General features: G+C 49.9%; 24 protein-coding genes. 13 read left to right on the top strand and 11 right to left on the bottom strand.

Annotated elements, in window-relative coordinates; genetic code table 11:
* From BLS59_RS31620 to BLS59_RS14040, 8 genes are all read left to right on the top strand, one after another.
* The coding region (locus BLS59_RS31620; protein WP_240315236.1) for a zincin-like metallopeptidase domain-containing protein at positions 1 to 714 on the top strand (714 nt) is incomplete at its 5' end.
* 8 nt (positions 715 to 722) lie between these two features.
* On the top strand, positions 723 to 1,505 hold the full coding sequence (locus tag BLS59_RS14070) for a DUF4099 domain-containing protein (RefSeq protein ID WP_091149907.1): 783 nt from the start codon (positions 723 to 725) through the stop codon (positions 1,503 to 1,505).
* Entirely contained in the window at positions 1,505 to 2,128 is a 624-nt protein-coding gene (locus BLS59_RS14065; protein WP_091149906.1) for a hypothetical protein, read from the top strand. The genes BLS59_RS14070 and BLS59_RS14065 overlap by 1 nt, the downstream gene beginning before the upstream one ends.
* A gap of 10 nt (positions 2,129 to 2,138) precedes the next feature.
* Complete coding sequence (locus BLS59_RS14060) at positions 2,139 to 2,591, top strand: PH domain-containing protein (protein ID WP_091149905.1); 453 nt, start codon at positions 2,139 to 2,141, stop codon at positions 2,589 to 2,591.
* Between the two features lie 52 nt (positions 2,592 to 2,643).
* A complete protein-coding gene (locus tag BLS59_RS14055; protein ID WP_091149904.1) occupies positions 2,644 to 2,871 on the top strand; it encodes a hypothetical protein in 228 nt (75 codons plus the stop codon).
* Positions 2,872 to 2,999: 128 nt separating this feature from the next.
* Positions 3,000 to 3,794, top strand: coding sequence for a DNA/RNA non-specific endonuclease (locus BLS59_RS14050; RefSeq protein WP_091149903.1), 795 nt, complete (start codon positions 3,000 to 3,002; stop codon positions 3,792 to 3,794).
* Positions 3,795 to 3,832: 38 nt separating this feature from the next.
* Entirely contained in the window at positions 3,833 to 4,138 is a 306-nt protein-coding gene (locus BLS59_RS14045; RefSeq protein ID WP_091149902.1) for a hypothetical protein, read from the top strand.
* Complete coding sequence (locus BLS59_RS14040; RefSeq protein ID WP_091149901.1) at positions 4,087 to 4,998, top strand: SOS response-associated peptidase; 912 nt, start codon at positions 4,087 to 4,089, stop codon at positions 4,996 to 4,998. Before BLS59_RS14045 ends, BLS59_RS14040 begins: the two co-directional genes overlap by 52 nt.
* A 10-nt stretch (positions 4,999 to 5,008) precedes the next feature.
* Here the strand turns inward: BLS59_RS14040 and BLS59_RS14035 are convergent, their stop codons facing one another.
* The 4 genes from BLS59_RS14035 to BLS59_RS14020 are packed head-to-tail and all read right to left on the bottom strand — an operon-like array spanning position 5,009 to position 10,751.
* Positions 5,009 to 8,221 carry an error-prone DNA polymerase gene (locus BLS59_RS14035; protein WP_091149900.1) on the bottom strand — a complete coding sequence of 1,071 codons (3,213 nt, stop codon included), beginning with the start codon at positions 8,219 to 8,221 and terminating at the stop codon, positions 5,009 to 5,011.
* Positions 8,218 to 9,777, bottom strand: coding sequence for a Y-family DNA polymerase (locus BLS59_RS14030; RefSeq protein ID WP_240315235.1), 1,560 nt, complete (start codon positions 9,775 to 9,777; stop codon positions 8,218 to 8,220). Before BLS59_RS14030 ends, BLS59_RS14035 begins: the two co-directional genes overlap by 4 nt.
* Complete coding sequence (locus tag BLS59_RS14025) at positions 9,713 to 10,444, bottom strand: ImuA family protein (RefSeq protein WP_091149898.1); 732 nt, start codon at positions 10,442 to 10,444, stop codon at positions 9,713 to 9,715. The genes BLS59_RS14030 and BLS59_RS14025 overlap by 65 nt, the downstream gene beginning before the upstream one ends.
* Before the next feature lie 10 nt (positions 10,445 to 10,454).
* A complete protein-coding gene (locus BLS59_RS14020; protein ID WP_091149897.1) occupies positions 10,455 to 10,751 on the bottom strand; it encodes a hypothetical protein in 297 nt (98 codons plus the stop codon).
* An 88-nt stretch (positions 10,752 to 10,839) separates the two neighbouring features.
* On the opposite strand from BLS59_RS14020, the gene BLS59_RS14015 reads away from it, so the two are divergent.
* Positions 10,840 to 11,100, top strand: coding sequence for a hypothetical protein (locus tag BLS59_RS14015; RefSeq protein ID WP_091149896.1), 261 nt, complete (start codon positions 10,840 to 10,842; stop codon positions 11,098 to 11,100).
* Position 11,101: 1 nt separating this feature from the next.
* Complete coding sequence (locus BLS59_RS14010) at positions 11,102 to 11,710, top strand: alpha-ketoglutarate-dependent dioxygenase AlkB family protein (protein WP_091149895.1); 609 nt, start codon at positions 11,102 to 11,104, stop codon at positions 11,708 to 11,710.
* A gap of 1 nt (position 11,711) precedes the next feature.
* Here BLS59_RS14010 and BLS59_RS14005 read toward each other — a convergent pair whose 3' ends face one another.
* Complete coding sequence (locus BLS59_RS14005) at positions 11,712 to 12,317, bottom strand: hypothetical protein (protein WP_091149894.1); 606 nt, start codon at positions 12,315 to 12,317, stop codon at positions 11,712 to 11,714.
* 392 nt (positions 12,318 to 12,709) lie between these two features.
* On the opposite strand from BLS59_RS14005, the gene BLS59_RS14000 reads away from it, so the two are divergent.
* On the top strand, positions 12,710 to 13,483 hold the full coding sequence (locus BLS59_RS14000) for a DNA-formamidopyrimidine glycosylase family protein (protein WP_091149893.1): 774 nt from the start codon (positions 12,710 to 12,712) through the stop codon (positions 13,481 to 13,483).
* Positions 13,484 to 13,499: 16 nt separating this feature from the next.
* Here BLS59_RS14000 and BLS59_RS13995 read toward each other — a convergent pair whose 3' ends face one another.
* The 3 genes from BLS59_RS13995 to BLS59_RS13985 form a co-directional block, all read right to left on the bottom strand.
* On the bottom strand, positions 13,500 to 13,913 hold the full coding sequence (locus BLS59_RS13995; RefSeq protein ID WP_091149892.1) for a DUF1810 domain-containing protein: 414 nt from the start codon (positions 13,911 to 13,913) through the stop codon (positions 13,500 to 13,502).
* A complete protein-coding gene (locus tag BLS59_RS13990) occupies positions 13,910 to 14,107 on the bottom strand; it encodes a DUF2188 domain-containing protein (RefSeq protein WP_091149891.1) in 198 nt (65 codons plus the stop codon). Before BLS59_RS13990 ends, BLS59_RS13995 begins: the two co-directional genes overlap by 4 nt.
* 66 nt (positions 14,108 to 14,173) lie before the next feature.
* Positions 14,174 to 14,383, bottom strand: a complete 210-nt coding sequence (locus tag BLS59_RS13985) for a hypothetical protein (protein WP_143014129.1) — start codon at positions 14,381 to 14,383, stop codon at positions 14,174 to 14,176.
* 132 nt (positions 14,384 to 14,515) lie between these two features.
* Between BLS59_RS13985 and BLS59_RS13980 the strand changes: the two genes are divergently transcribed.
* Positions 14,516 to 14,788 (top strand): hypothetical protein, encoded by a 273-nt coding sequence (locus BLS59_RS13980; RefSeq protein ID WP_091149889.1) that lies wholly within the window; start codon positions 14,516 to 14,518, stop codon positions 14,786 to 14,788.
* Positions 14,785 to 15,555 carry a non-homologous end joining protein Ku gene (gene ku, locus BLS59_RS13975; RefSeq protein WP_091149888.1) on the top strand — a complete coding sequence of 257 codons (771 nt, stop codon included), beginning with the start codon at positions 14,785 to 14,787 and terminating at the stop codon, positions 15,553 to 15,555. The genes BLS59_RS13980 and ku overlap by 4 nt, the downstream gene beginning before the upstream one ends.
* Before the next feature lie 150 nt (positions 15,556 to 15,705).
* On the opposite strand, the gene BLS59_RS13970 is transcribed toward ku, so the two are convergent.
* The 3 genes from BLS59_RS13970 to BLS59_RS13960 all read right to left on the bottom strand — a co-directional run bounded on the left by BLS59_RS13970 (position 15,706) and on the right by BLS59_RS13960 (position 21,055).
* Entirely contained in the window at positions 15,706 to 17,184 is a 1,479-nt protein-coding gene (locus BLS59_RS13970) for a sensor histidine kinase (protein WP_091149887.1), read from the bottom strand.
* 11 nt (positions 17,185 to 17,195) lie between these two features.
* On the bottom strand, positions 17,196 to 17,987 hold the full coding sequence (locus tag BLS59_RS13965; RefSeq protein WP_091149886.1) for an alpha/beta fold hydrolase: 792 nt from the start codon (positions 17,985 to 17,987) through the stop codon (positions 17,196 to 17,198).
* A 134-nt stretch (positions 17,988 to 18,121) separates the two neighbouring features.
* Positions 18,122 to 21,055, bottom strand: a complete 2,934-nt coding sequence (locus BLS59_RS13960; protein ID WP_091149885.1) for an ATP-binding protein — start codon at positions 21,053 to 21,055, stop codon at positions 18,122 to 18,124.
* Positions 21,056 to 21,083: the final 28 nt, after the last annotated feature.

Raw genomic sequence — 21,083 nt, 5'->3', positions numbered from 1 at the left:
TCATTTCAAAATTATGCCGCATGTATATACTTAAAAAACGACCTTAGCACATCTATGCTGGTCTCATTCGGCATAATCATTCACGCGGCATTATGCCCCTTATGCCGATATCGGCATAAAGGTCACTGGACCGGGCACAAGGACCGGCTGAATCGTCCGATGGAAAGCAAGTTTGGGAGCGAGGCCTATGCGCGGGAAGAATTGCGGGCCGAGATCAGTTCCCTCATGATGGGGAGCGAGCTGAATATCGGCCATGACTTTGGCCAGCATGCCGCCTACGTCGAAAGCTGGGTGAAGATACTAAAAGAGGAACCTTTTGAACTGCACAAAGCTGCGGCCGATGCACAGAAGATCGTGGATTATATGCTCGACCTGGAGCAAAAAAGGGATTTAAAACACGAGGTAACCGAAAAGCCTGCCGTAGCTGTTCTGAATAAAGGCGACCAGATTCCCTATAAAAACACGGAATACAAAGTGGAAGCTATTCTAAAAGGACGGGTCGCGCAGATGCAGGATCTTTCCAACGGCAACCGTTTTAAACTTAGTCCGAAGGATGGCTTATACACTTCGCTGATCGAAGCGAAGAACAACCCGCTGGGCAGAACAACCGAGCGTCAGCAGCCGCAAGCTCAGGAACGGCACCAGGAACCCGCCGAGGCCATCGCCGCAATGGCACTTCCCGAAGAAAAGTCCACTTACCAACGTAAACGCTAAACACCCTTATGAAACAGCAACAATTTGAAGTGCAGGAACTGCCGCTGGCAGAACTGCAAAAGATCGGGCTGGCCCAAAACGGCCGCATTTCTCTACAGGAAGAAGACTTACAGGCCCTGCTTGCTGGCCGCCGAACCGGTATGCTCCGCCTGGAGAACCTAACGGGCGATGGCATGCATATCCCGGTGATCGATGCCAAGCTTTCTTTTAAGCGCAATGCTCAGGGTAATATGGATATGCTTTTGCATCCCATCTATAAAGAAGCCACCTATCCCGACTACCTCACCGATGTGGAGGCCGAGAAATTACAGAACGGCACCGCGGTGAACATTGAAAAAGTGATCACCGACAAGGAAGGCCACCGGCAGGATGTGCTGATCGAATATGATCCCGAAACCAAGGAGTTTATCATAACCGATAGTGAAAAGATCCTGGTACCGGATATGGTTAATAACGAATTTCTGTCGCTGGAACAGCGCGAGCGTTATAAAAAGGGTAAAGAGGTAAAACTGGCAGATGGAACTGTATTCCAATATTCCGGCACGGATAAGCAAGGGCTGACCTCCAATAAGCTGGCGCTGGTTGCTTCCATTGTGATTGATGGAGGCTTATCCTACCTATTGTATAAAGGGCTGAATGCACTGCTTAACAAGAAGCGTGACGAAAAGGAAGCGGCAAGTTTCAGCCGCGGCTATGACCAGGCCGTACTGGACATGAAAGATAACCAACTGATCCCTGACCAGGGGAAAGCCGCTAAACAGGATCAGCAGTATCGCCGGCCGGGCAGGTAATGCACCCGTATCTGATCCGGCTGGGTGTACCGCTTGCGGTACAGGATTTTTTTAGCCCTTACTGGCAAACGGATACCGGTGGCAACCTGCTTTTTAATTACCGGGATAGTTTTGAGCATTACGGCATGGCCTATCACAAGGTGCCTGCCTCTGCGCATTTCTGGACAGCCGGTGATCCGTTTCTAAGCCGCGAGCTTATTGTTACGGGTTCCGCAATTGAAGCCATCGCTTACCTTACCTTACATCCCAATCATATTAGGAATAACTGCGTATGCGTGGCTACCGGAGCCCGTTTAAACATGCAGCAACTCTATTGGATCAGGCAAAATGCCAAAGGAAAGTCCTGTACACTGGTTTTTGAAAACAGCCCGCTCGGACATATCGCCGATCTGAAAATGGCCGCAGGTATCAAAGGCGTACCTGTGGCTGTTTTTACTGAACCCGAAAATAGCCTGCGCATCCGCTTCCGGATGAAAGACTATCGGTTTAACGCCGAACAGTTCACACTGAGCCGTTTTGAGAGAGCCTGCGGTTTTCGTTTCGGACTGCGAACTGCTAAATCAAAGACTGCTATAACTTTTCTTGACCAGCTCAAAGCTGGCCCTTTTATTCCCAACCTTTAATCTGTTTTCTATGAATTATTTGTATTCGCTGCGGCCATCGCCGCTTTATGCCCTGGTCTGTGTAATACCCCTGATCTTACTCAGCTGCGGTTTCCTCGCGCTGGCTTATTACAAGTGGCCGGTTCTTTGCATCCCTGCGGTAGGCTGCCTGCTCATCGCCTGGTATCATTACCTGCAAATTCTTTTTATCCGTTACCACATTTCCGCCGAGGTACTTCAGATCAGCTCTGGCATTTTTTTTAAACAAGCAGATAACCTGGAGCTTTTCCGCATCAAGGATTACAGCATCACTCAGCCGTTCTGGATGCAATTGTTCCGCCTGATGAATGTGCAACTGATCAGTACCGATCAAACCAGCCGGTCCGTTAGCCTTCGCGGCATCCCCAATTCTGACCTGATGGACAGCCTGCGCGAACTGGTGCAGCAGGCCAGATTACGTAACCATATTGTTGAAATAAGTTAAGAAAATCCTTGCAGATAACTAACCTTTTTAGTATTTTTAAGTATTGAATTTTATGAAAACGACGATCTATTTCATCATCACCTGTTTCATCTCCACCGGCGCTTTTATGGCCGCGTTGAACCTTAAAAATCCGTTTCCGGCCTTTGCGGTTGCCTTCGGTATCTGGGGTTTGTTTGTATGGGGTTATGTTCGCCGCTCAAAAAAAGCAGCCGAGCGTGAAAGCCGTGAACGGTTGTTCCAAAGCCACATGCGGCTGCAATACCGCAATCCAAACAAATAATATTTCAGCTATATTGCAGTTCTATTGACGTTGGCGTCTTGCCAACTGTGATAAGGTTTAGGTTGAAAGGCCCGGCAGCGATTGTCCGGGCTTTTCTATTGCTTATCTTAGCGGCTTCAAACCCTGTCATGAAGAAGATTTTTATTTTTTTATTCTCCGTATTTCCTTTCTCTTTAAGTGCACAGGCTCCCAATGCCGCTTATGTCAAAGCACTCTATCTAAAATATCCTACTCAAAAGTCTGACCTGTGCCCCGCCTGTAAACTATGGGTCAACCCTTATTACAAGTCCATCGCAGATACGCAGCAACATACCCCGCTAATCACTTATTACGTCTATACCAAAGCCCACCGGCTGGAACAGGAAAGCGCGGATGTTCCCCGCACCGGAATTTACGCGGGCTGGCACCCGGCCTTCGGTCAACCTGATGAAACACCGGTTTATCGCGAAGCCAACCGTATTATCGCTAAACCCAATTCGCCGGAAATGATTGCCAAAGGCCATTGCCAGGCCTGGATCTTATTGGCCTGGTGCGTTGATGGTGCTATCCTTTCAGACACCTATACTTTCAATGCCGGAATGGAATTTCAGGGACAGAATGTTGGCACCGAGATCGCTACTGAAGAACTCTGCCGAAAACTCACCGGTTACAAAGGCGACGCCGTAACTGATAGCGTAAAGATCTGGTGCGGCACCTATGGGAAACTGCAAACCTATACCAAGAACGGTTTGACCGTTACGGTTCCTTCCCATTATTACAAAGTCATCGCTTACCATGATCAGCAGTCCGGTAATCAGGTTTTCGTAACCTACTGGATGCCTAATGATCCAACAGAAAAGAAAAATAAACTTAAAGAGCGGATGATCACTTATCCCGAATTAGTGGCGAAAATCGGTTTCGATCCGCAACAAATTTTTAATTAACCTTTTTCAATTACTAAATATGTTAGTATATTTGAATAATGGAGGATCCAAAAGTATTTGATGTCGAACTTTACGGCCATCTGGCGCAGGTCTTCGATCATACAATCAAATCGGCCCGTCTTTTTCATATCGTTTTTGGGGACGGAGAACGCCGTCCGCTCAATATAACCATCGCCGAGGCCGAGGGCGGGGAAAAGTTCTGGACTTCGGTTCCTGAAGGACGTCAGGAAGAAGCGGAATTTGCTGGTAAGATTATTGCTGCGTATATTCGTGATTACAGGAGGAACCCAGCATGTGTTACTACAACGGACAAAAAGTTAGCCGCACCGAGTTTATTCGACTGAAAAGCCTGGAGAAGGCGGTCAGTAAATATACTTTTCTCAATGTGGGCGTGCATAACGGTTTTAATTACGCGCCCTGCGCTATTCTTGTCCCATCTGAAGATGGTAAAGACTTTGATATTGTCCAGGCGGAATGGGGCTATGTGCCCGGCTTTGTGAAAACGCGTGCGGAGGCCAATATCTTCCGGGCCAAGTACACGACCCTGAATTTCAAATCTGAAAACCTTTTTGTGAAAGAAGACGGCAAGCCATCGATGTGGGCATCGGCCGCCAAGAACCGTCGATGCCTCGTGCTATCTACGGGCATCGTGGAAAGCCGCCATGTACCGAAAATCGGTAAAAAGGGCCAGCAACTCAAAGAAACCATCAAATATCCCTACTATATTACGGTAAAAGGCCAGGAATATTTCTTTATGCCCGGCTTGTACAATGAATGGCTGGATCCCGAAACGAGCCAGTTCGTCAACACCGTGGCTATCGGTATTACTTCAGCAAACGCCCTGATGAGCCAGATCCACAATTCTAAACTGCGCATGCCGACGATCTTAACGGAAGACCTGGCTTATGAATGGTTGCTGGAAAAACCGGACAAGGAACGTTTGAGCACTATTGCCAGGACGCAGATACCGTCACGCCTGCTGGAGTTTTGCACGATCGACCCGGATTACCGGACCGCAAAAGAAGCGACACCGCGCGAGTTCCAGGAGTTGGCCCCGATCGATACGACCTATTTGTACCGCGAGGAATTGGAATTTGATCACTGGCCTGTGGCACCGTTTGAGACCCAACCTGTCGGTCAGCAGGCGGCGCTAAATGAAGAAACCGTGCTGGCCGGACGGCCAGGAAATCTAACGCTGTTTTAAGCTAACCGATCTATCTGAAATTCCGGCTTTTCGGGAATGGCCTTTGCAGGTCCTCGGCGCTCAGCGTATGCTCGAAATAAGCATCCGCATAAGGGTCGATCTTTTTGGCAGCCGTAGAGTTTTTAAGCTGGCGCGCTTCGGCTGCTTTATCAAGGGTCAGCTGGCCGATCAGCCGCGAATAATCATAACATTTGGTGACGATCAGGTGGGTACTGCCGCCTTCCTGCTGCACGCGGCCTTCGACGCAGAGCACGTCCGAATACAAAATTTCCTTCGTAAATTTCTTAAAGTTTTGTTTAAAGACCACCAGGTTACAGGTATCTTCTTCATCTTCCAGCGTAATAAAGCACACCCCTTTGGCGGTTCCCGGTCGCTGGCAGAACAGCATAATACCGGCCAGCCGTACATAGGTGCCGTTCGGTACAGCTTTAACTTGTTTTGTGGTTAATGCTTTCAATTTTTGCAGTTGCGGCCGCAGGAAGCTCAGCGGGTGCGCTTTGATGGACAGGCCGGTCGTGGCATAATCCTGCAGCACGTGCTCGGAAAGCTGCATGAAGGGCAGCTGCAATTGTGGCTCGAAGGCGCTGTTGGAAGCCTGTCCCGCGAACAAACCGATAGGCCGGTCTTTTAGGGCTTCGGCTTCCCATAAAGCCTGCCGGCGGTCCAAACCGATTGAGCGGAAGGCATCGGCTTTGGCCAGCAGGACGATGCCCGCCTGCGAGACGCCGGCTTCGGCGAGCTGTTCCATGCGGGTAAATGCCTTTGTTCTGGCTGCGGTCAGGAAGTGAGTATCTTCTTCCCGCAATCCTTTGACCTGCCGGAAGCCGAGCCGCATCGCGCAGAACTTGCCCTTGGTTTCTTCCAGTGTATAGTCCCATTGCGAATGGTTGATGTCGATATGGCGCAGCGATACGCCATGCTTATAAGCATCACTGACCAACTGGGCGGGTTGGTAAAAACCCATAGGCTGGCTGTTGAGAATGGCAGCGGCAAATACATCGGGGTAATAGCATTTGATCCAGCAGGAAACGTACACTAAATGCGCAAAACTAATGGCATGACTTTCCGGGAAACCATAACTGCCGAATCCTTCAAGCTGTTTGAAGATACGCTGCGCAAATTCCAGGCTGTAGCCCCTGGAGGTCATGCCATTGATGAGCTTATGCTCGAACTTGGTCACCAGTCCGTTGAATTTGAAGGTCGCCATACTTCTACGCAGGAGGTCGGCCTCGGTCGGCGTAAAACCCGCCGCGACGATGGCCAGTTCCATCGCCTGTTCCTGAAACAACGGGATGCCAAGTGTGCGTTCCAGTATGGCTTTGATCTCATCGGATTCATAAGTAACGGCTTCGAGTCCCTGTCTGCGCCGAATGTAGGGGTGCACCATGTCGCCCTGTATCGGGCCGGGCCTTACAAGCGCAACCTGGATCGCCAGGTCGTAGAAGTTCTTCGGCCGCAATTGCGGGGCCATGACCATTTGCGCGCGGCTTTCGACCTGGAAAGTGCCGGCCGTGTCAGCGGCAGTGACCATCTCAAATACCTTAGGATCATCCTGCGGAATGTTGGCCAGCGTCAGGTCGAGCCCGTGATGCTTTTTGGCGAGGTCAAAAGCCTTACGGATCGCAGTGAGCATACCCAGTGAAAGCAGGTCCACCTTCATAAAGCCCAGCGCATCGATATCATCCTTATTCCATTCGATATTGGTACGGTTGATCATCCGCGCACGAAAGACCGGGCACAGGTCGCTCAGTTTACCTTGCGTAATCACGAAGCCGCCCGTGTGCTGCCCGAGTTGGCGCGGGAAGCCGATCAGCTCGCTGGTCAATTGGATGACCTTGCGCAGGTGCCTTTCTTTGGGATTCAGCCCCAACTTGATGATCGTTTCTTCGTCGATGTGATCCTCCGCGAGCTCTCCGAACGCCTTCGATAACTTTTTAACAGTATCGACCTGCAGGCCCATCGCGCGGCCAACATCCTGGATGGCACCCTTGCTTTGCAGCACAGTGACGGTCGGCAGGATCGCGGCGCGGTCACGACCGAAGCGGTTGAACACATACTGCATCACCTCTTCCCGGCGCTCGTGCTCAAAGTCCACATCGATATCAGGTGGTTCCGGGCGGTCATCGGACATAAAACGTGAAAAGAGCAGCCGGTACTTCATCGGATTCACCGGGGTAATTCCTAAACAATAACACATCGCAGAGTTAGCCGCCGAGCCGCGGCCCTGACAAAGGATTTTTTGCGAACGCGCCCAGGCCACGTAATCATGAACCGTTAGGAAATATTTGGCATGGCCGCGCCTTTTGACAAAATCCAACTCAAAATGAAGCTGCTTTTCCAATTTGGGCGCCAGCTTTTCCCCAAAGAATTCATGCGCTCCTTTGAACGTTATTTCGGCCAGGTATTCATCGGCGGTCATCCCATCCGGCACGAGCTCATCCGGGTATTCGTACTGCAAACTCTTCAGATCGAAGTTGCAGGCCGCTGCGATCTTTTCCGTGTTGGCGATGGCTTGCGGGTAAGCATGAAACAGCCGTTCCATTTCTTTGGCTTCTTTCAGGTAACGCTCTGCATTCTGATGCAGCAGGAACCCGGCGTTGAAGATAGTCCGCTTGTGCCTGACGCAGGTCAAGACATCCTGAAGCTCCCGCCGTGAGGGATCGTGATAATGTACATCATTGGTAGCGACCAGTGGGATGCCCAGTTCGGAGAGCAGGAACAGCCGTTTGGCGTCGCCATCGGTAAACGTCCGGCTGGCCGCGAGATAAAGGTTCCTGATATTTTGCCGGTATTCGGCGGCTTCTTTTTTAAATTTTTTGGGCAGCTCGAAATCGGCGGTGATGCTTTGGGGCGGGATGATCACAAAGATGCTCCCTTCGCTGTACTCGTAAAGATCCTCCTTATAGAGATAGCATTTTTCTTTTTCAGCCCGGAGGTTGCCTAAAGTGAGCAGACCGGAGAGGCGGGAATAAGCGGTCTGGTTGGTGGGATAGGCCAGCAGGCTTGGGCCATCCAGCAAATCGAGCCGAACAGCGGGGATAAATTTGATACCACGGTCTTTGGCGACCACGTAAGCGCGCACCACACCGGCGAACGTATTGCGGTCCGTGATGGCGATAGCGGTATAGCCGAGATCAGCCGCCTGATCGACGAGTTCCTCCGGATGGCTGCCGCCGAGCCGGAAGCTGAAATTGCTCGTGACCTGCAGCTCTGCGTAACTCATGGGAAATAACCGTGTATGAACCAGCGCCGGGTCTGGCCCGGGAGATCGTTCGGCGTGCCGAACAACCAGTAGCGCATGCCTTCTTCATCTTCCGCCACATAATAGTCGCGGTAACCGCCGTCTTCGAGCCACCATTCATGGCTGATGCGTTCCGGTCCGTCAGCAGTAACAATAATATGCCGCTCATGCCGGTAAACAAATTGCCGGGGCGCGTAATCAGGTGTCAATGCCATCGCCTCTATGGGCTCAGGCGGCTCGAGTAATTGGACGGGACGGATCCTGTCTTCCGGCCAGGCGCTTTCGGGTGTTTGCGTCAGATCGGTCGTGTTGCCGGCAGCCCGTTCAGGCCAATGGTGCTCCTGCGGGAGGTAACGGTGGATATGGTCTTTACCAACCCGGGCACCCACATTATCCAGTAATTCAGCGATCTCTTCACTATCCGCAGTTGGTTTGCCGTTCCAAAGCAGGTTTTGCTTATCGCTGGCCGGTTCTGTTTTAGCGGCGTCTAAAATAAATGCTTCGATCCCAAGTCCGGGTGCCACCTGGTCAAATTGCAGCGCAAACAATTTAAAAATATGATCGGTCCGTTGACTGGGATGGTTCGTCCCGATCGTCAACTGTCCCGATTTGCCATCGATCCGCAGGTAGGTCAGGATGGCGCTACGCAGGCCCAGGCCTTCCGCATACAAACGCTTGCATAGTTGGTCAATCAACGCATACACCGTCGTTTCGATGACTTCGCGGGTGCGTATCGGTTCCAGCAGCGAAACCCTTTCACTGTAGGGTACCGGTTCTTTTAAGGGGAGCAGAAACTCCGCTTCCTGGCCCAGCGCTTGGTAAAGCCGCAGCACCATATTGCCGCCGAAGCGACGTTTGAGCACCGATTTCGGCAGGTGGATGAAACTGCCGACCTGGTAAAAACCGAGTTCGCGGAGCTTGATGACGAGCTCCACCCCGAGCCGCAGTGCGGCGGGCGGCAGGGGCATCAGCGCGTTACGCTGGCCGCCGGGTGGAACAAGGAGGCCACTTTCTGCACAGCGGGCCACTGCCCAGGCGCAACCGATGGTATCGGCCATACCGGGACGGATGGTATAGCCTAAAGCACGCAAACGGTTAACGATATCCTTCAGGAATTCGGTCTCGCCGCCTTTCAGGTGAGTACAGCCGGTCACATCCAAAAGCAAGCCGTCGGGCGGATCAACCATGACCAGCGGGGTATAACGCAGGCACCATTCCGCCAAGCCTGTCAGGAGTTTGATGTTTCGACCGGCTTTACATTCAAAAAGTTGGATACCCGGCGCGATGACGCGTGCATCGGCGGCCGCCATGCCTGGCTTAACACCGCAATTTTCGGCATGCCCGTTCATAGCCATGACCAGCATACGCCCATGATCCTGTTCGGTAAAAGCCACAGGCAATTCCCGGAGCGACTTCAGGCGAATGGCCTCCCGGTCGGTCAGTAAATATCTAAACCATATGGATACAAAGCGCTTAGGCATAGCGACGGTTGATATCTGGTTGTTGAACTTGGTCTTTTTGCGGATGGAGAAAAGCATTATTTTTCCATTCCAACGTCCAGGAACCCGGCTGTCCATTCCTGACTTTCAGCAGTTCCACCTGCCAGCGCGGATGTCCAACGCCCGGCATGCCCGGGCGCGGTTTACTCCGGAGCGGCTTCACGGTCCAGCGCGCGGTGCAGGCGGTGTTATTTAGCTGTCTGACATCCTTGCGCAGGATAAAGCCTGTTACCTGGCTTTGCTCAATGGCCAGTTGCAGCCGTCGCGATTCCAATAAGCTGAGCAAGCGGGTTTCACAGATCACGGCGGCGATACCGGAGCATTTCAAAGCTTCTTCGGTAACCCAAAGCACATCCTTTTCGCGGACAACATCAATAAAGATGATCCGGTCGGGATCTACGCCAAAGCGTTTGAGCGCAGGCGGGTAGATCCGGCGAGTATAACTGACCCAAACGCATACACCGCCTTTTTCCAGCAAGGTCTGCATGATGCCAGCGATAAATCCCCCAATAGCCGCGGTAAACTCCGGTCGGGTGCTGATAAACTCATGCAACGCACCGGTTGGGAACATCTGATTAGGAAAGGCATTTTCAATTGGCCCCAACCCAAAGGACTGCCGTTCTTCCGGTGGTAAAGGCCGGAAGCCTTCCCAGCCTAAAAGGTCCCGGCGCAGTTTATCGATCAGTTCTTGTTTGGTAGCGCTCATGGTCATAGGGTTAAAAGTCAAAATGCATCTGATCAAAATTCAGTTTGCGGCTACTGTTATATTCCCGGATCGCCTGGGCGATCTTCTTGACGTCGTCCAGTGCAAACGTCTCGTCCAGGTTAAAGCCAACAGCTTCTTCCGGCGGTAGTGGTTCATCTTCGATATTGACATGAATCACGCCGTTATGGTTAAATGATCGGACCTGATAGCGCATGAAGCCTGTTTCATCCGCCAACTGATCAAGCTGTTCAGCAGAAAGTGTCGTCAGTCTACCGCCTATTTCGAGTTGTAAATTAAATGGTACCATGTCAATCAAATTTGGGACTATAAAGTTATGCTAATATTTTTAGCATTTTCTTACTCTTTTTTACAATTTTTTCTTCACATTTGTTTTTATGAGAAGCAAGTTGTTTGAAGAACGGCTAAAAACAGCCCAGACAAGCACGGAAAGGTGGGTTCGCGTTTTGCCGGATAAAGGGGAAGGTTACCTGCTTTATGATGCAATGGAAGGGCGTCCGATCGGACGTATCCTGGTAGACGCAAACGATCACTGGATCTATGATGGCATAACGCTGAGTGTGGACGAGCAGGAAGATGTAGCCGGTTTTATCACCGGTCATCATAAAGAGATGGACGAATTGATCAGGAGATTATAGGATGGAGCAGTTAAGTTTTTTCGCAGAGGCGGGGCAAAGTAAAGGGTTGCCGACAGATTTTCTGGAATATTTCCCGGGCTTATTGAGCCAGGAAGAGGGCGACTATTTTCTTCAAAAATTTATCGCCGAAGCACCCTGGAAGCAAACCGTTCAAAAAATGTACGATAAAGAAGTATTGACCCCACGTCTGACTGCCTGGTATGGTGATCTGGGCACCGACTACTCGCATCCGGGGCGGATCAGCAACCCTACGCCCTGGACACCGGAATTACTGGCCATCAAGGCCAGAGTGGAACCGCTGGCCGGTATGCATTTCAACAGCGTATTGCTGAATTATTACCGGGACGGCAATGATTCAGTAGCCTGGCACAGTGATAAAGAGAGCATCCTGGGCAAACGCCCCGTCATCGCCTCGGTAAGCTTCGGGCAAGTGCGCAGTTTTGATATCCGGCGCAAAAGTGACCATCATGAAAAGTATTCGGTCAGGTTGGAACATGGTTCGTTTTGTTTGATGAAAGCCGGCTTGCAGGAAGCTTTTGAGCACCGCATCGCTAAATCTGCGAAACCGATGACGCCTCGCGTCAACCTGACGTTTCGGGTCGTGATCTGAATTAAGTGTTGGCTTTGATACGGCGCAGGATCTCTTCCAGCAAATCGCGGTCATAAATATCGCCGCCGGTGATCTCCCAGTCTTCTTCCATGAGTTCGATCTGTGCGGTCGGTTTGCCATTAATCAGCACAATAAAATGACCTTCCATTTCTTCCAGCCGGATATGGCTGACCACCTGATCCTTGCCGTATTTGAAATATAGCGACTCATCCTCCGATTGCTCAGGCTTAGGCAGGATAATGCCGTTGGCCATAGGCTGCATCTTTCCGGCAGCGTAATCCTGGATGCAGTCAACGATTTGCCAAACCTCGTTCTCCTGTAATCGGTCGCCTTCGTATTTCCACTCAAAATAACCGATACCGCTGAAGTGCAATTCACCAAGGTAACCGGGATTATCCTCGCCCATCAGCTCAATGTTTTCCATGTAGCGTTCGCGAAGTGCATCAGCGTCAAATAAATTGCTGTCAAATTCCGGAAAACCCCGGTAAAGCTGATAGGTACCCGTGGGAGTCAATTCATGACCTTCTTCAATCAGCAAAGGTGCAGCTTCGATGATATCCCAGGTTCCATCAGTACGCTTGATCTGTAAATTGATCGGATCGGTCATAGCAAATTTAAAAAAGCAGGTTATCGGGCGGAAGTCTAAAGTCGATAAACGGTAAACGCTCCTGAATGTGCCCAAATTCCATTTTGTAAAAATAAACGATTAAGAAAGTCCTTTAGCACAAAACCTTATTTAAAATGTTTTATTTGTAATGGTAAATAAGATGCAACACCCCGTGATCGGGTTCGGATTAGCGTATGGTCACCAATTGATTTATTGTGAAGCGGTGATGAATGATAACGAATATGAAGCCCTTTTCAACGGTAATGGATGGCGTCGATCGCGCATAATGACGACTGGGACTGGATGCAGTCCTCCGGCGTCATCCTGCCCGAGGAAACGATCGCGGAGATCGGTTTAAGAATAGAAAGTCATTATCAATAATAACAATACACATGCCTGAAATACCTGATCTGAATATATTCTGCACTAACCTCGCTGAGCGGCTGGTTGGCAAAACCCTGACGAATATCAGCATACTTGTTCCGCGCAGGCTGAAAACCCCGGAGGCTGACTTTAAAACAGCACTGGAAGAACAGGTCCTGCTGGCAATCAGCCGGGTCGGCAAGCAATTGTATTTTGAATTTGCGAATAACCACGTATTAAGTCTCCAATTGATGCTCTACGGGTCGATGCACTGGTACGAAAAGAAAAACGAGAATAAGTTTACGATCGCTGAGCTGATGTTCTCCGGGGGTACCGGGCTGGCCATTACCGACTGGCAAAAAGCGGTGATCTTATCGCTGGATCCGGAAGTCTCCAAAGTACCCGACGCGATGCATTTGCCCGCCGGCTACCTGGGTCAGGCGCTGAAAAAGAAGATGAAGCCTATTAAAACCGTATTGCAGGAGGGAAAGGTCGTTCAGGGGATCGGTAATGCTTATGTAGACGAGATACTCTATGCAGCGAAATTATCGCCGTTTTCAATTGCCGACAAGATCCCTGAGCCAAAAATCAGGATACTGACGAAAGCTATCAAAGATGTGCTAACGGAAGCGGAAGCTCATATCCGCAAACACTTCCCGGATACCATCACGGAAAAGGAACGGGATTTTCTAAAGGTCCACCTGCCCAAACACAAGGTGACGCCAAAAGGCGAAGCGATCCTCGTAGCTGAGATCGCCTCACGAAAAACTTATTATACCGAAGGCCAGGAATTATTTGGGTAAGGTTACGTATGCCACTTTAACGCACCAGCTGCAGGGTCGCCGGATCTTTATGGCCGTCAAAGAACTTTTTCAGCACTGCCGTGAAAACAGAATCTGTACCCTCGACCAGCGCAAATAGCGTCATGCTTGAACGTAGTTTCAGATCATCAGGGCTGCCCATCACCTGGGTTGCATTATGGCTGTCCAATTCTAATAAGGCGGCAGCAATTTCCTTTAATCGTTTGCCAAGCACCGGGTGCGCCAGGTATTCTGTCGCCTCAGACAAATCGGCGATGGCAAATCTTTTGGCCATATCACTATAGCCCAGGCCTGCGATCTGCGGAAAAATATACCACATCCAATGACTGCGTTTGCGGCCCGATTTGATTTCGGAAAGCGCCGTGGCATAATCACGCTGCTGGGCATTTAAAAAACGTTTCAGGTCACTCATTCTTTCTGATCCTCAGGCACTTCGTCCGGGTGGTGCTCAAAATGCACACGCGCCTGTTTCAGGCCGGTCGCGATGGCTTCCCCTTCGTTATGGGTGGTCTTTAATACCTCATTAGCGATCTCAACCGCTTTGTCGCGCAGGTATTTGGGTTGGTTCTTATACGATGGCGGATAGTCGCCGTTATACCAGGGCATAGTTCCTCCTTTTTAAAGAATAATTTTTATCGGTAAGGTTTGCATAACCGGTGATGCGGTTACTTGTCAGACGGCCAGATTGCCTTCGGATTTTAGCCTGACGTCTTTCAGTTTGGTAACAATCGCGCGGCCGCCGTATTTTACCCAGATCTTCGACCAATTTTTTTTATCGAACCTTAAAAACGTAACAAAAGGGTTTTCTTCCTGAAAGCCAACGAAAGCTTTTCCTGTATAAAGTAGTTCCAGCCCTTCTAATAATTCTTTCTTCGTGATCATAGCCAAAAATTTAGATGGTGACAAACGCAATTCACTTTTTCCACTCATTTTATAACGGCAGCGCACGCCAAGTGTTTTAAAAAGTCATGTGATATCCTGTAAACAATAAGGTTTTCAAATAGTTGTAAGTATATGGAAAATTACGCGATCACGATCAGCAAGGATAAGGAGGTGCACCATTTCGAGGTTGGCGAATACGCGCACCATGATGATACGAAATGCAAGTTCCGGGTATTTGAGAACGGCAGTTTTGTGGCCAGCTTTGAGCCTGATAATCATGATTTTCTGCATATCTGCCAGAATCCTGGAAATGTTGATGAGGAGGTACTGCATTTGCTGGCGGACAAGATCGAGGCGCACCACCCGCATGGTATGAATGATAACGTTAGAAAATTAAAGCTATGAGAAGTATCTGGACCGGTTCGATCGGCTTTGGCCTGGTAAGCATCCCCATTAAATTATTCTCGGCGGTACAGGAAACGCGCCTGGACCTGGATATGCTGGACAGCCGCGACCACGCGCATATCAAATTCCAGCGGGTGAATGAAAACACGAAGAAAGAAGTACCTTATGATAAAATCGTCAAGGGCTATAAATATGACGATGATTACGTGATCATCGAGGATGCGGACTTTGAAGCAGCTGCGCCGGAGAAAAGTAAGGTCATCGAGATCGAAAGTTTTGTGGACCTCGACTCCGTAAACCCGATGTATTATGAGAATTCCTACTACACAGAACCGGCCACCAAGAAGAATAAGGCTTATGCTTTATTACTGGAGGCGCTGAAGAAATCCGGTAAAGCCGGGTTGGCTCGCTTTGTATTGCGCAGCACGGAAAGCCTGTGTATCGTTCATCCGGTGGAAAAAGATATCGTCGTGACCCGCATCCGTTTTGCGCAGCAGATCCGTGATCAGGACGAGCTGAAACTCGACGATGATATTAAAGTGAGCGATAAGGAACTGAAAATGGGTTTGGCGCTGATCGATCAGTATGCCGAGCCGCTTGATTTATCGAAGTACAAGGACGAATACCACACCGAGCTGATGAACATTATTGAGCAGAAAGCGAAGGGAAAACGGCCGACGATCAAGAAACTGAAACCCAAAGCAGCGAAGAGCGACGATCTGTATGATCAGTTGATGAGCAGTTTGAATGCGAAAAAAGGTGCCTAACAGAACTGGCATCGCTAATTGGCTTCATCCTGCTGGGGTTGTCATGCTGATTTCGCTGAGCATGTTTTCTATCAATATGTACCTGCCGCTTTCCCGGCGATAGCACGTTCGCTGAACACCAGCGTGTTCCGGGTTGGCTTCCTGCTGGGTTTATTTGGTGTCGTCAGGCTTCAAAGGTGCCGGGATCGTAAACCAAAAGCGCGAGCCAATGCCTGGTTCGCTCTGCACACCAATCATGCCGCCATGCTTTTTGACGATCTCGGAACTGATATATAAGCCCAAGCCAAGGCCGGAATATTTGACGCCACTGTGGTCTGCGCGATAATAGCGCTCAAAAAGATGGGCTACCTTTTCTTTGGCGATGCCCGGGCCCTGGTCAGTTACTGAAACTTCCACCATTCCTTCAATGGTAATTGCCTGCAGGATGATCTTTTTGCTGCCGGGCGCATATTTAATGGCATTACTAATCAGATTGACCACGACTTGTTCCATACGGTTCTCGTCGGCGAACACTTCGGCGTTGGTATCACCGGACACTTCTAGACGCTGTTCATTTTCGGTTTGTATAACCGTACAGCAATTACGAAGCAAGTCGCTTATTTGAAAAAGAGTGCGGTTGAGCGGTAGCTGGCCCGTTTTGAGGCGGTCTACGTTGAGTAGGTCATCGATCAAGCCGGCGATCTTGCGCACATTTCGGGATGCCTGGTCAAGCAACTGGGTTTGTTTTTCGCCGCCGCTGTTCATCCGGCTCAACAATTGTAAGGATAGTTTTAACCCGGTAACAGGTGTACGCAGTTCATGACTGGCCACGCTGATAAACTCGTCTTTTTGTTCCACTTCCATCACATGGGCATGTATATCCAGGCAGGAGCCGAGCCATTTGACGATAGCGCCGGTCTGCGGATATGGTACACTTTTCAGCAGGTGCCATTTATAAATCCCGGAAGCATCTTTGAGCCGCAACTGGATCTGGAAAGGTTTGCCGGCACGAATGCCGCGGACCCAGCCGCGCAAACTCTGCAGGCGGTCATCGGGATGGATGCAAGCTGATAAAACAGGGATGCTGTTATTCAGCGGTTCGATGCCCAGGTAATCGGCGAAGCGCTTATTCACATAATTAATCTCACCGGCCGGAGTGGCGGTCCAGATCATTTCAGGGATATAGTCCGAAACGAATTCGAACTGGTCTTTCGCCAGTTCCGCGAACTTCTTCGCATTAAGCAGTTCTGATTCGTATTTTTTGCGGTCGGTGATGTCGATCAGCACGCAGTTAATAGCGACGATCTGCTGCGCCTGATCACGGATGACATTGGCATTCAGCAGGCCCGGAAAAGACGTGCCATCTTTACGAAAAATCTCGAAGCTGATCTCTTTAACCACACCGGTCATTTGGACCAGTGGGTAATAAAACATCTCATAGTAGATCCGGCCGCCTTTGGAAAACAGGTCGGTGATTCTAAGCTGTCCAACAACATCTCCAGCCGCATAGCCGAGCCAGGTCAGTAAGGTCCGGTTGATTTTGATAATGGTACCGTCGGGTCGGAATGAGCAGTAACCGCAGGGCGCATCCTCATAAAGCGCTTCGGCGTCTACGAGCAAATGAGCAATATCTTCGTTTACATTCTTCAATCCGCGCTGTCTTAAATAAAATTCCTGATGGCTGCGATCGTTTCCGCAGGCGCGCTCATGTGGGAGCAGTGCCCTGTGGCTTTCAGAACGACCAGCCGGTTATCAGGCAATACATTATGAATGTATTTGCCAACTTCCAGCGGTGCGATAATATCCGAGGAACACTGTAAGGTCAGGCTGGGTAACTTCAGTTTGGCCAGGTCCTCACGATTGTCGGAGAGGAAGGTCACGCGCGCAAATTGCTGGGCAATGACCGGGTCGGTCGCGCAGAAACTGGTGGTGAGTGTCTCACCCAGTTCAGGCCGGTCCCCGTTAGCCATAATCTGCGGCGCCAGCGCCTGTGCCCAGCCGAGATAATTATTATCCATCATTTCAAAAAGCCCGTCAAGATCGGCTTGTTCAAAGCCGCCGTGATAATCGCCTTTATTCAGGTAGCACGGGGAAGGGCCTAGAAAAATCAGTTTACTAAAAAACTCGGGACGTTGGTTGGCCGCCAGGACGCCGATCATGCTGCTCACCGAGTGGCCGACAAGGATCGCATTCCTGATCTGTAGGGCATCGCAGATCTCAATCAAATCCTGCGCATAACCATTTAAAGAGGAATAGCGTTTGGCGTCATAGGCGCTGAGGTCAGATTCGCCGGAGCCAACATAATCAAAAAGTACTAATTTGTAGTCATCGACAAATGCCGGCACCATATCGCTCCACACGTGTTGGTCGCAGCCATAGCCGTGGGCGAAGATCATGTATTGTTCGCCCTCGCCCATCAGCTGAACGTTGTTGCGTTTTAAAATGTCGTTCATAGGAAGCAATTAATCTCATCAAATATAAACAATCAAACTGGAAACGGATTGTGTTCAACTGACACCGGCCAAGAATATTGAGCTGCATGCGGTAATCTCCATTAATATTTGGGGATCGCAGCTTTAAATATTTGTCAACTTTTGTTAGGCAGGGTGAACCAAAACGTACTGCCTTTACCCGGCTCGCTTTCAACGCCGATCTGGCCATCGTGTTTATGGACGATCTCCGCGCTTAAATAAAGTCCGATACCGAATCCGGCGATAAATTTCATATTTGGTTTTTGGACGCGGTAATAACGGTCAAAGATCTTTTCAGTGTCGGCCTTTTCAATGCCCATGCCCTGATCGATGATCTGGATACGGACGTCATCGGGCCGCGCCTGGCAGGTGACGGTAATGGTCGTCTGCAACGGGGAATACTTGACCGCATTATTCACGAGGTTGGAAATCACAGAGGTGATCTTATCACGGTCCGCATAAACGGTAAGAGGCGCGCAGGGAACCAGCTCAATGGTATGGCTGGCTATCGTCAGCTTAACTTCCGAGATCACTTCTTCCACCAGCTGATCGATATTAAAGTTTTCTTTTTCGATGGCGATCTTTCCGGACTCCAGCCTGGAGACGTTCAAAAATCCATTGATCATGGCTGACATTCTTTTGACCTGGACCACGGCTTTAGTCATCGCGTCATTTAAGAATTTATCTTCACTATTTTTGAGCTTCGACTGCGTTACCTGGATGATGGCCTGTAGCGAGGTAAGCGGCGTTTTCAATTCGTGGCTGGTCATACCAATGAAGTCGTCCTTTTGGCTTTGCAGCTGTCTACTAACGGTCAGCTCTTCTTCCAAACGCTTTTGGATCACTTTTAACTCTTTTTCACTTGCTTCAATTTTTTGCCTTGAGACTACCTGCTCGGTAACGTCGATAGTGATTGCAATCACCCCGGCGATTTGGCGGTCAGCAGTATAAAACGCCTGGTAAACAAAGTTTTGGAAAACCGTCTGCTGTTCTCCGTAACGTGTCAGGGCAACAGGCATTTCATTCGCGTAAAACGTTTTGCCGGTTTCATACACCTCACGCATCACTTCTTCCAACCCTTGCCCGCGGGCGTCAGGCAGCGCCTCAAAAACCGGCTTGTTCATTACTTCCTGCTCCGGCTTGCCCCACAATTCAACGATCAAATGGTTAGCGACTGTAATGACATGCTGCGGGCCTTCCAGGATACATATGGCAACCGGGGCTTGTTCGATAATCTCTTTAAGATTATGCTCACTTTGCGCCAGGCGTTCGCTAATCAAAACGATATCTGAAATTTCGGCCGCCGTATTCATCACTCCGAAAATGTGGCCGTGTTCATCCGTTAGCGGGGTGAAGCTGTAATTAAAATAGAACGGCTGTATGCGGGCGTTTACAAACAGATCTACGCGCTGATTCCTCGCATGGTAAGGCTGCCCAGTTGTAAACACTTCATCCAATTTTGAGTAAATGTCCTGCCCGGCCAATTCAGGAAGCACCTCATGATAGGTTCTCCCTATGATATCTTGTCCTTTGCCCCACACGTCGATCATGGCTTGATTAGCCATCACAATGCGCATTTCACGTCCCTTGTACACGCCGATTGGAAATGGTGCAGCAGCGACAATATCTCTTGATAACAGTTCACTGGCTTTCAATTGTTCAATCGCAGCAAGTTCCTGAACCATCGATGTTTCTAATTGGTGCTGAGTTTCCAGCAATTCTTCATTGATCGCAGTCAATTCCTCGTTGCCGGCTGCTAATTCTTCGTTCGCGGTAGCCAGTTCCTCATTCAGGCTCTGCATTTCTGAAAATGCGTCCTCCAGCGATTTTTTAGACTCTACCTCCTGTGTGATCTCCAGCGTCACACCGACCATACGACCTGCTTTGCCGGTTCCATCGTAAATGACTCTGCCGGAAGCGCTGATCCAATGCAGACTGCCATCCGGCCATTCCACCTGGTATTCACAGCTGTAGGTAGACCGTTCAGCTACCGCCTTTTCAATGCACTCTTGTACGGTTTCGCGGTAAGCCGGCACGATGGATTGCATCAGATCCGCAAAATTAAACGTTGCGTCCGGCCGGTGGCCGAAATTGGCTGTACATTGAGCCGTACACAACATGAGGCCGCTTTCCAGGACCAGCTCATAGGAACCCAACCTGGCCGCTTCCAATGCGATCTCTAGTTTGTTATCCGATTCTTTTAATTCATCCCCCAGCTGGCTGACGAGTTTGAGCAGGAAATAAGCTAATGGAAGGCAGACCAAGCCGGTCAGTGTAATAAGCACGATGGTTTTTGCTGGAGCATCCAGACTGGTGTATCGGGTGACGAAAAGATACATGGCCGCCAGTAATGGCGAGGCGCCCAGTAAATAAACGGCATAGAGGAACCCCCGGTTATTCCGTTTCGCCCGAACATACACAATTTGCACCCAGCCCTGATCAACAGTTCCAAAGAGGATCGCTCCTGCCAGACTCAGGAGTCCGATAGCGGTATTGAACGCAACACCGGAATATTTCCCCAAATGATAAAAGCCGCTGATATGAAAAAGGTGGCCGATAAGTGACAGGTAAACGATCACCAAAACGCAAACGACCATTAACTGCGACACCCAGTACTGTTTGATGAATAATAAATATAAAGCTGTGCCGATCAGTAGGGCATTGATGGCGGTAAGCAGCGAAGTACGGCCCGGTGCTTCAAGCAAGCGATCTGTCGCCCTGTCTTTAAGCCAAAACTGGTCGATTGCGAGATCAACATTCAATAGGTGTTCTGCTAATATGGCGACGCTCAATAAGATGACCAAACCGGCCAATACCGGTGACAAGGCTTTCAGGCTGGTATGCAGCGTCAGGTAGGAAGCAGCTGCGAAGATCAGCAGCAGGGCAGTGTTAACTTTCATACTGGCTCCGTCGGATAAAAAGCTTTTCAGGAACTCGCTGTTAAAAAGCCAGCCGGAGAGCCCGCAACAGCCGGCTAAAAACGCTATGGCTGCTAAAACCTGCGCCCACTTTTTAATATCAATATATGCAATCGGATCGGTTTTATACATAAAAGTTAACGCTAAGATAAGCTAATCC

Source organism: Mucilaginibacter pineti (assembly GCF_900101875.1).
In the GTDB taxonomy this organism is placed as follows: Bacteria; Bacteroidota; Bacteroidia; order Sphingobacteriales; family Sphingobacteriaceae; genus Mucilaginibacter; species Mucilaginibacter pineti.
Note: the sequence above shows the minus strand (reverse complement) of the source record. Positions and strands in the feature narration are given on the sequence as shown.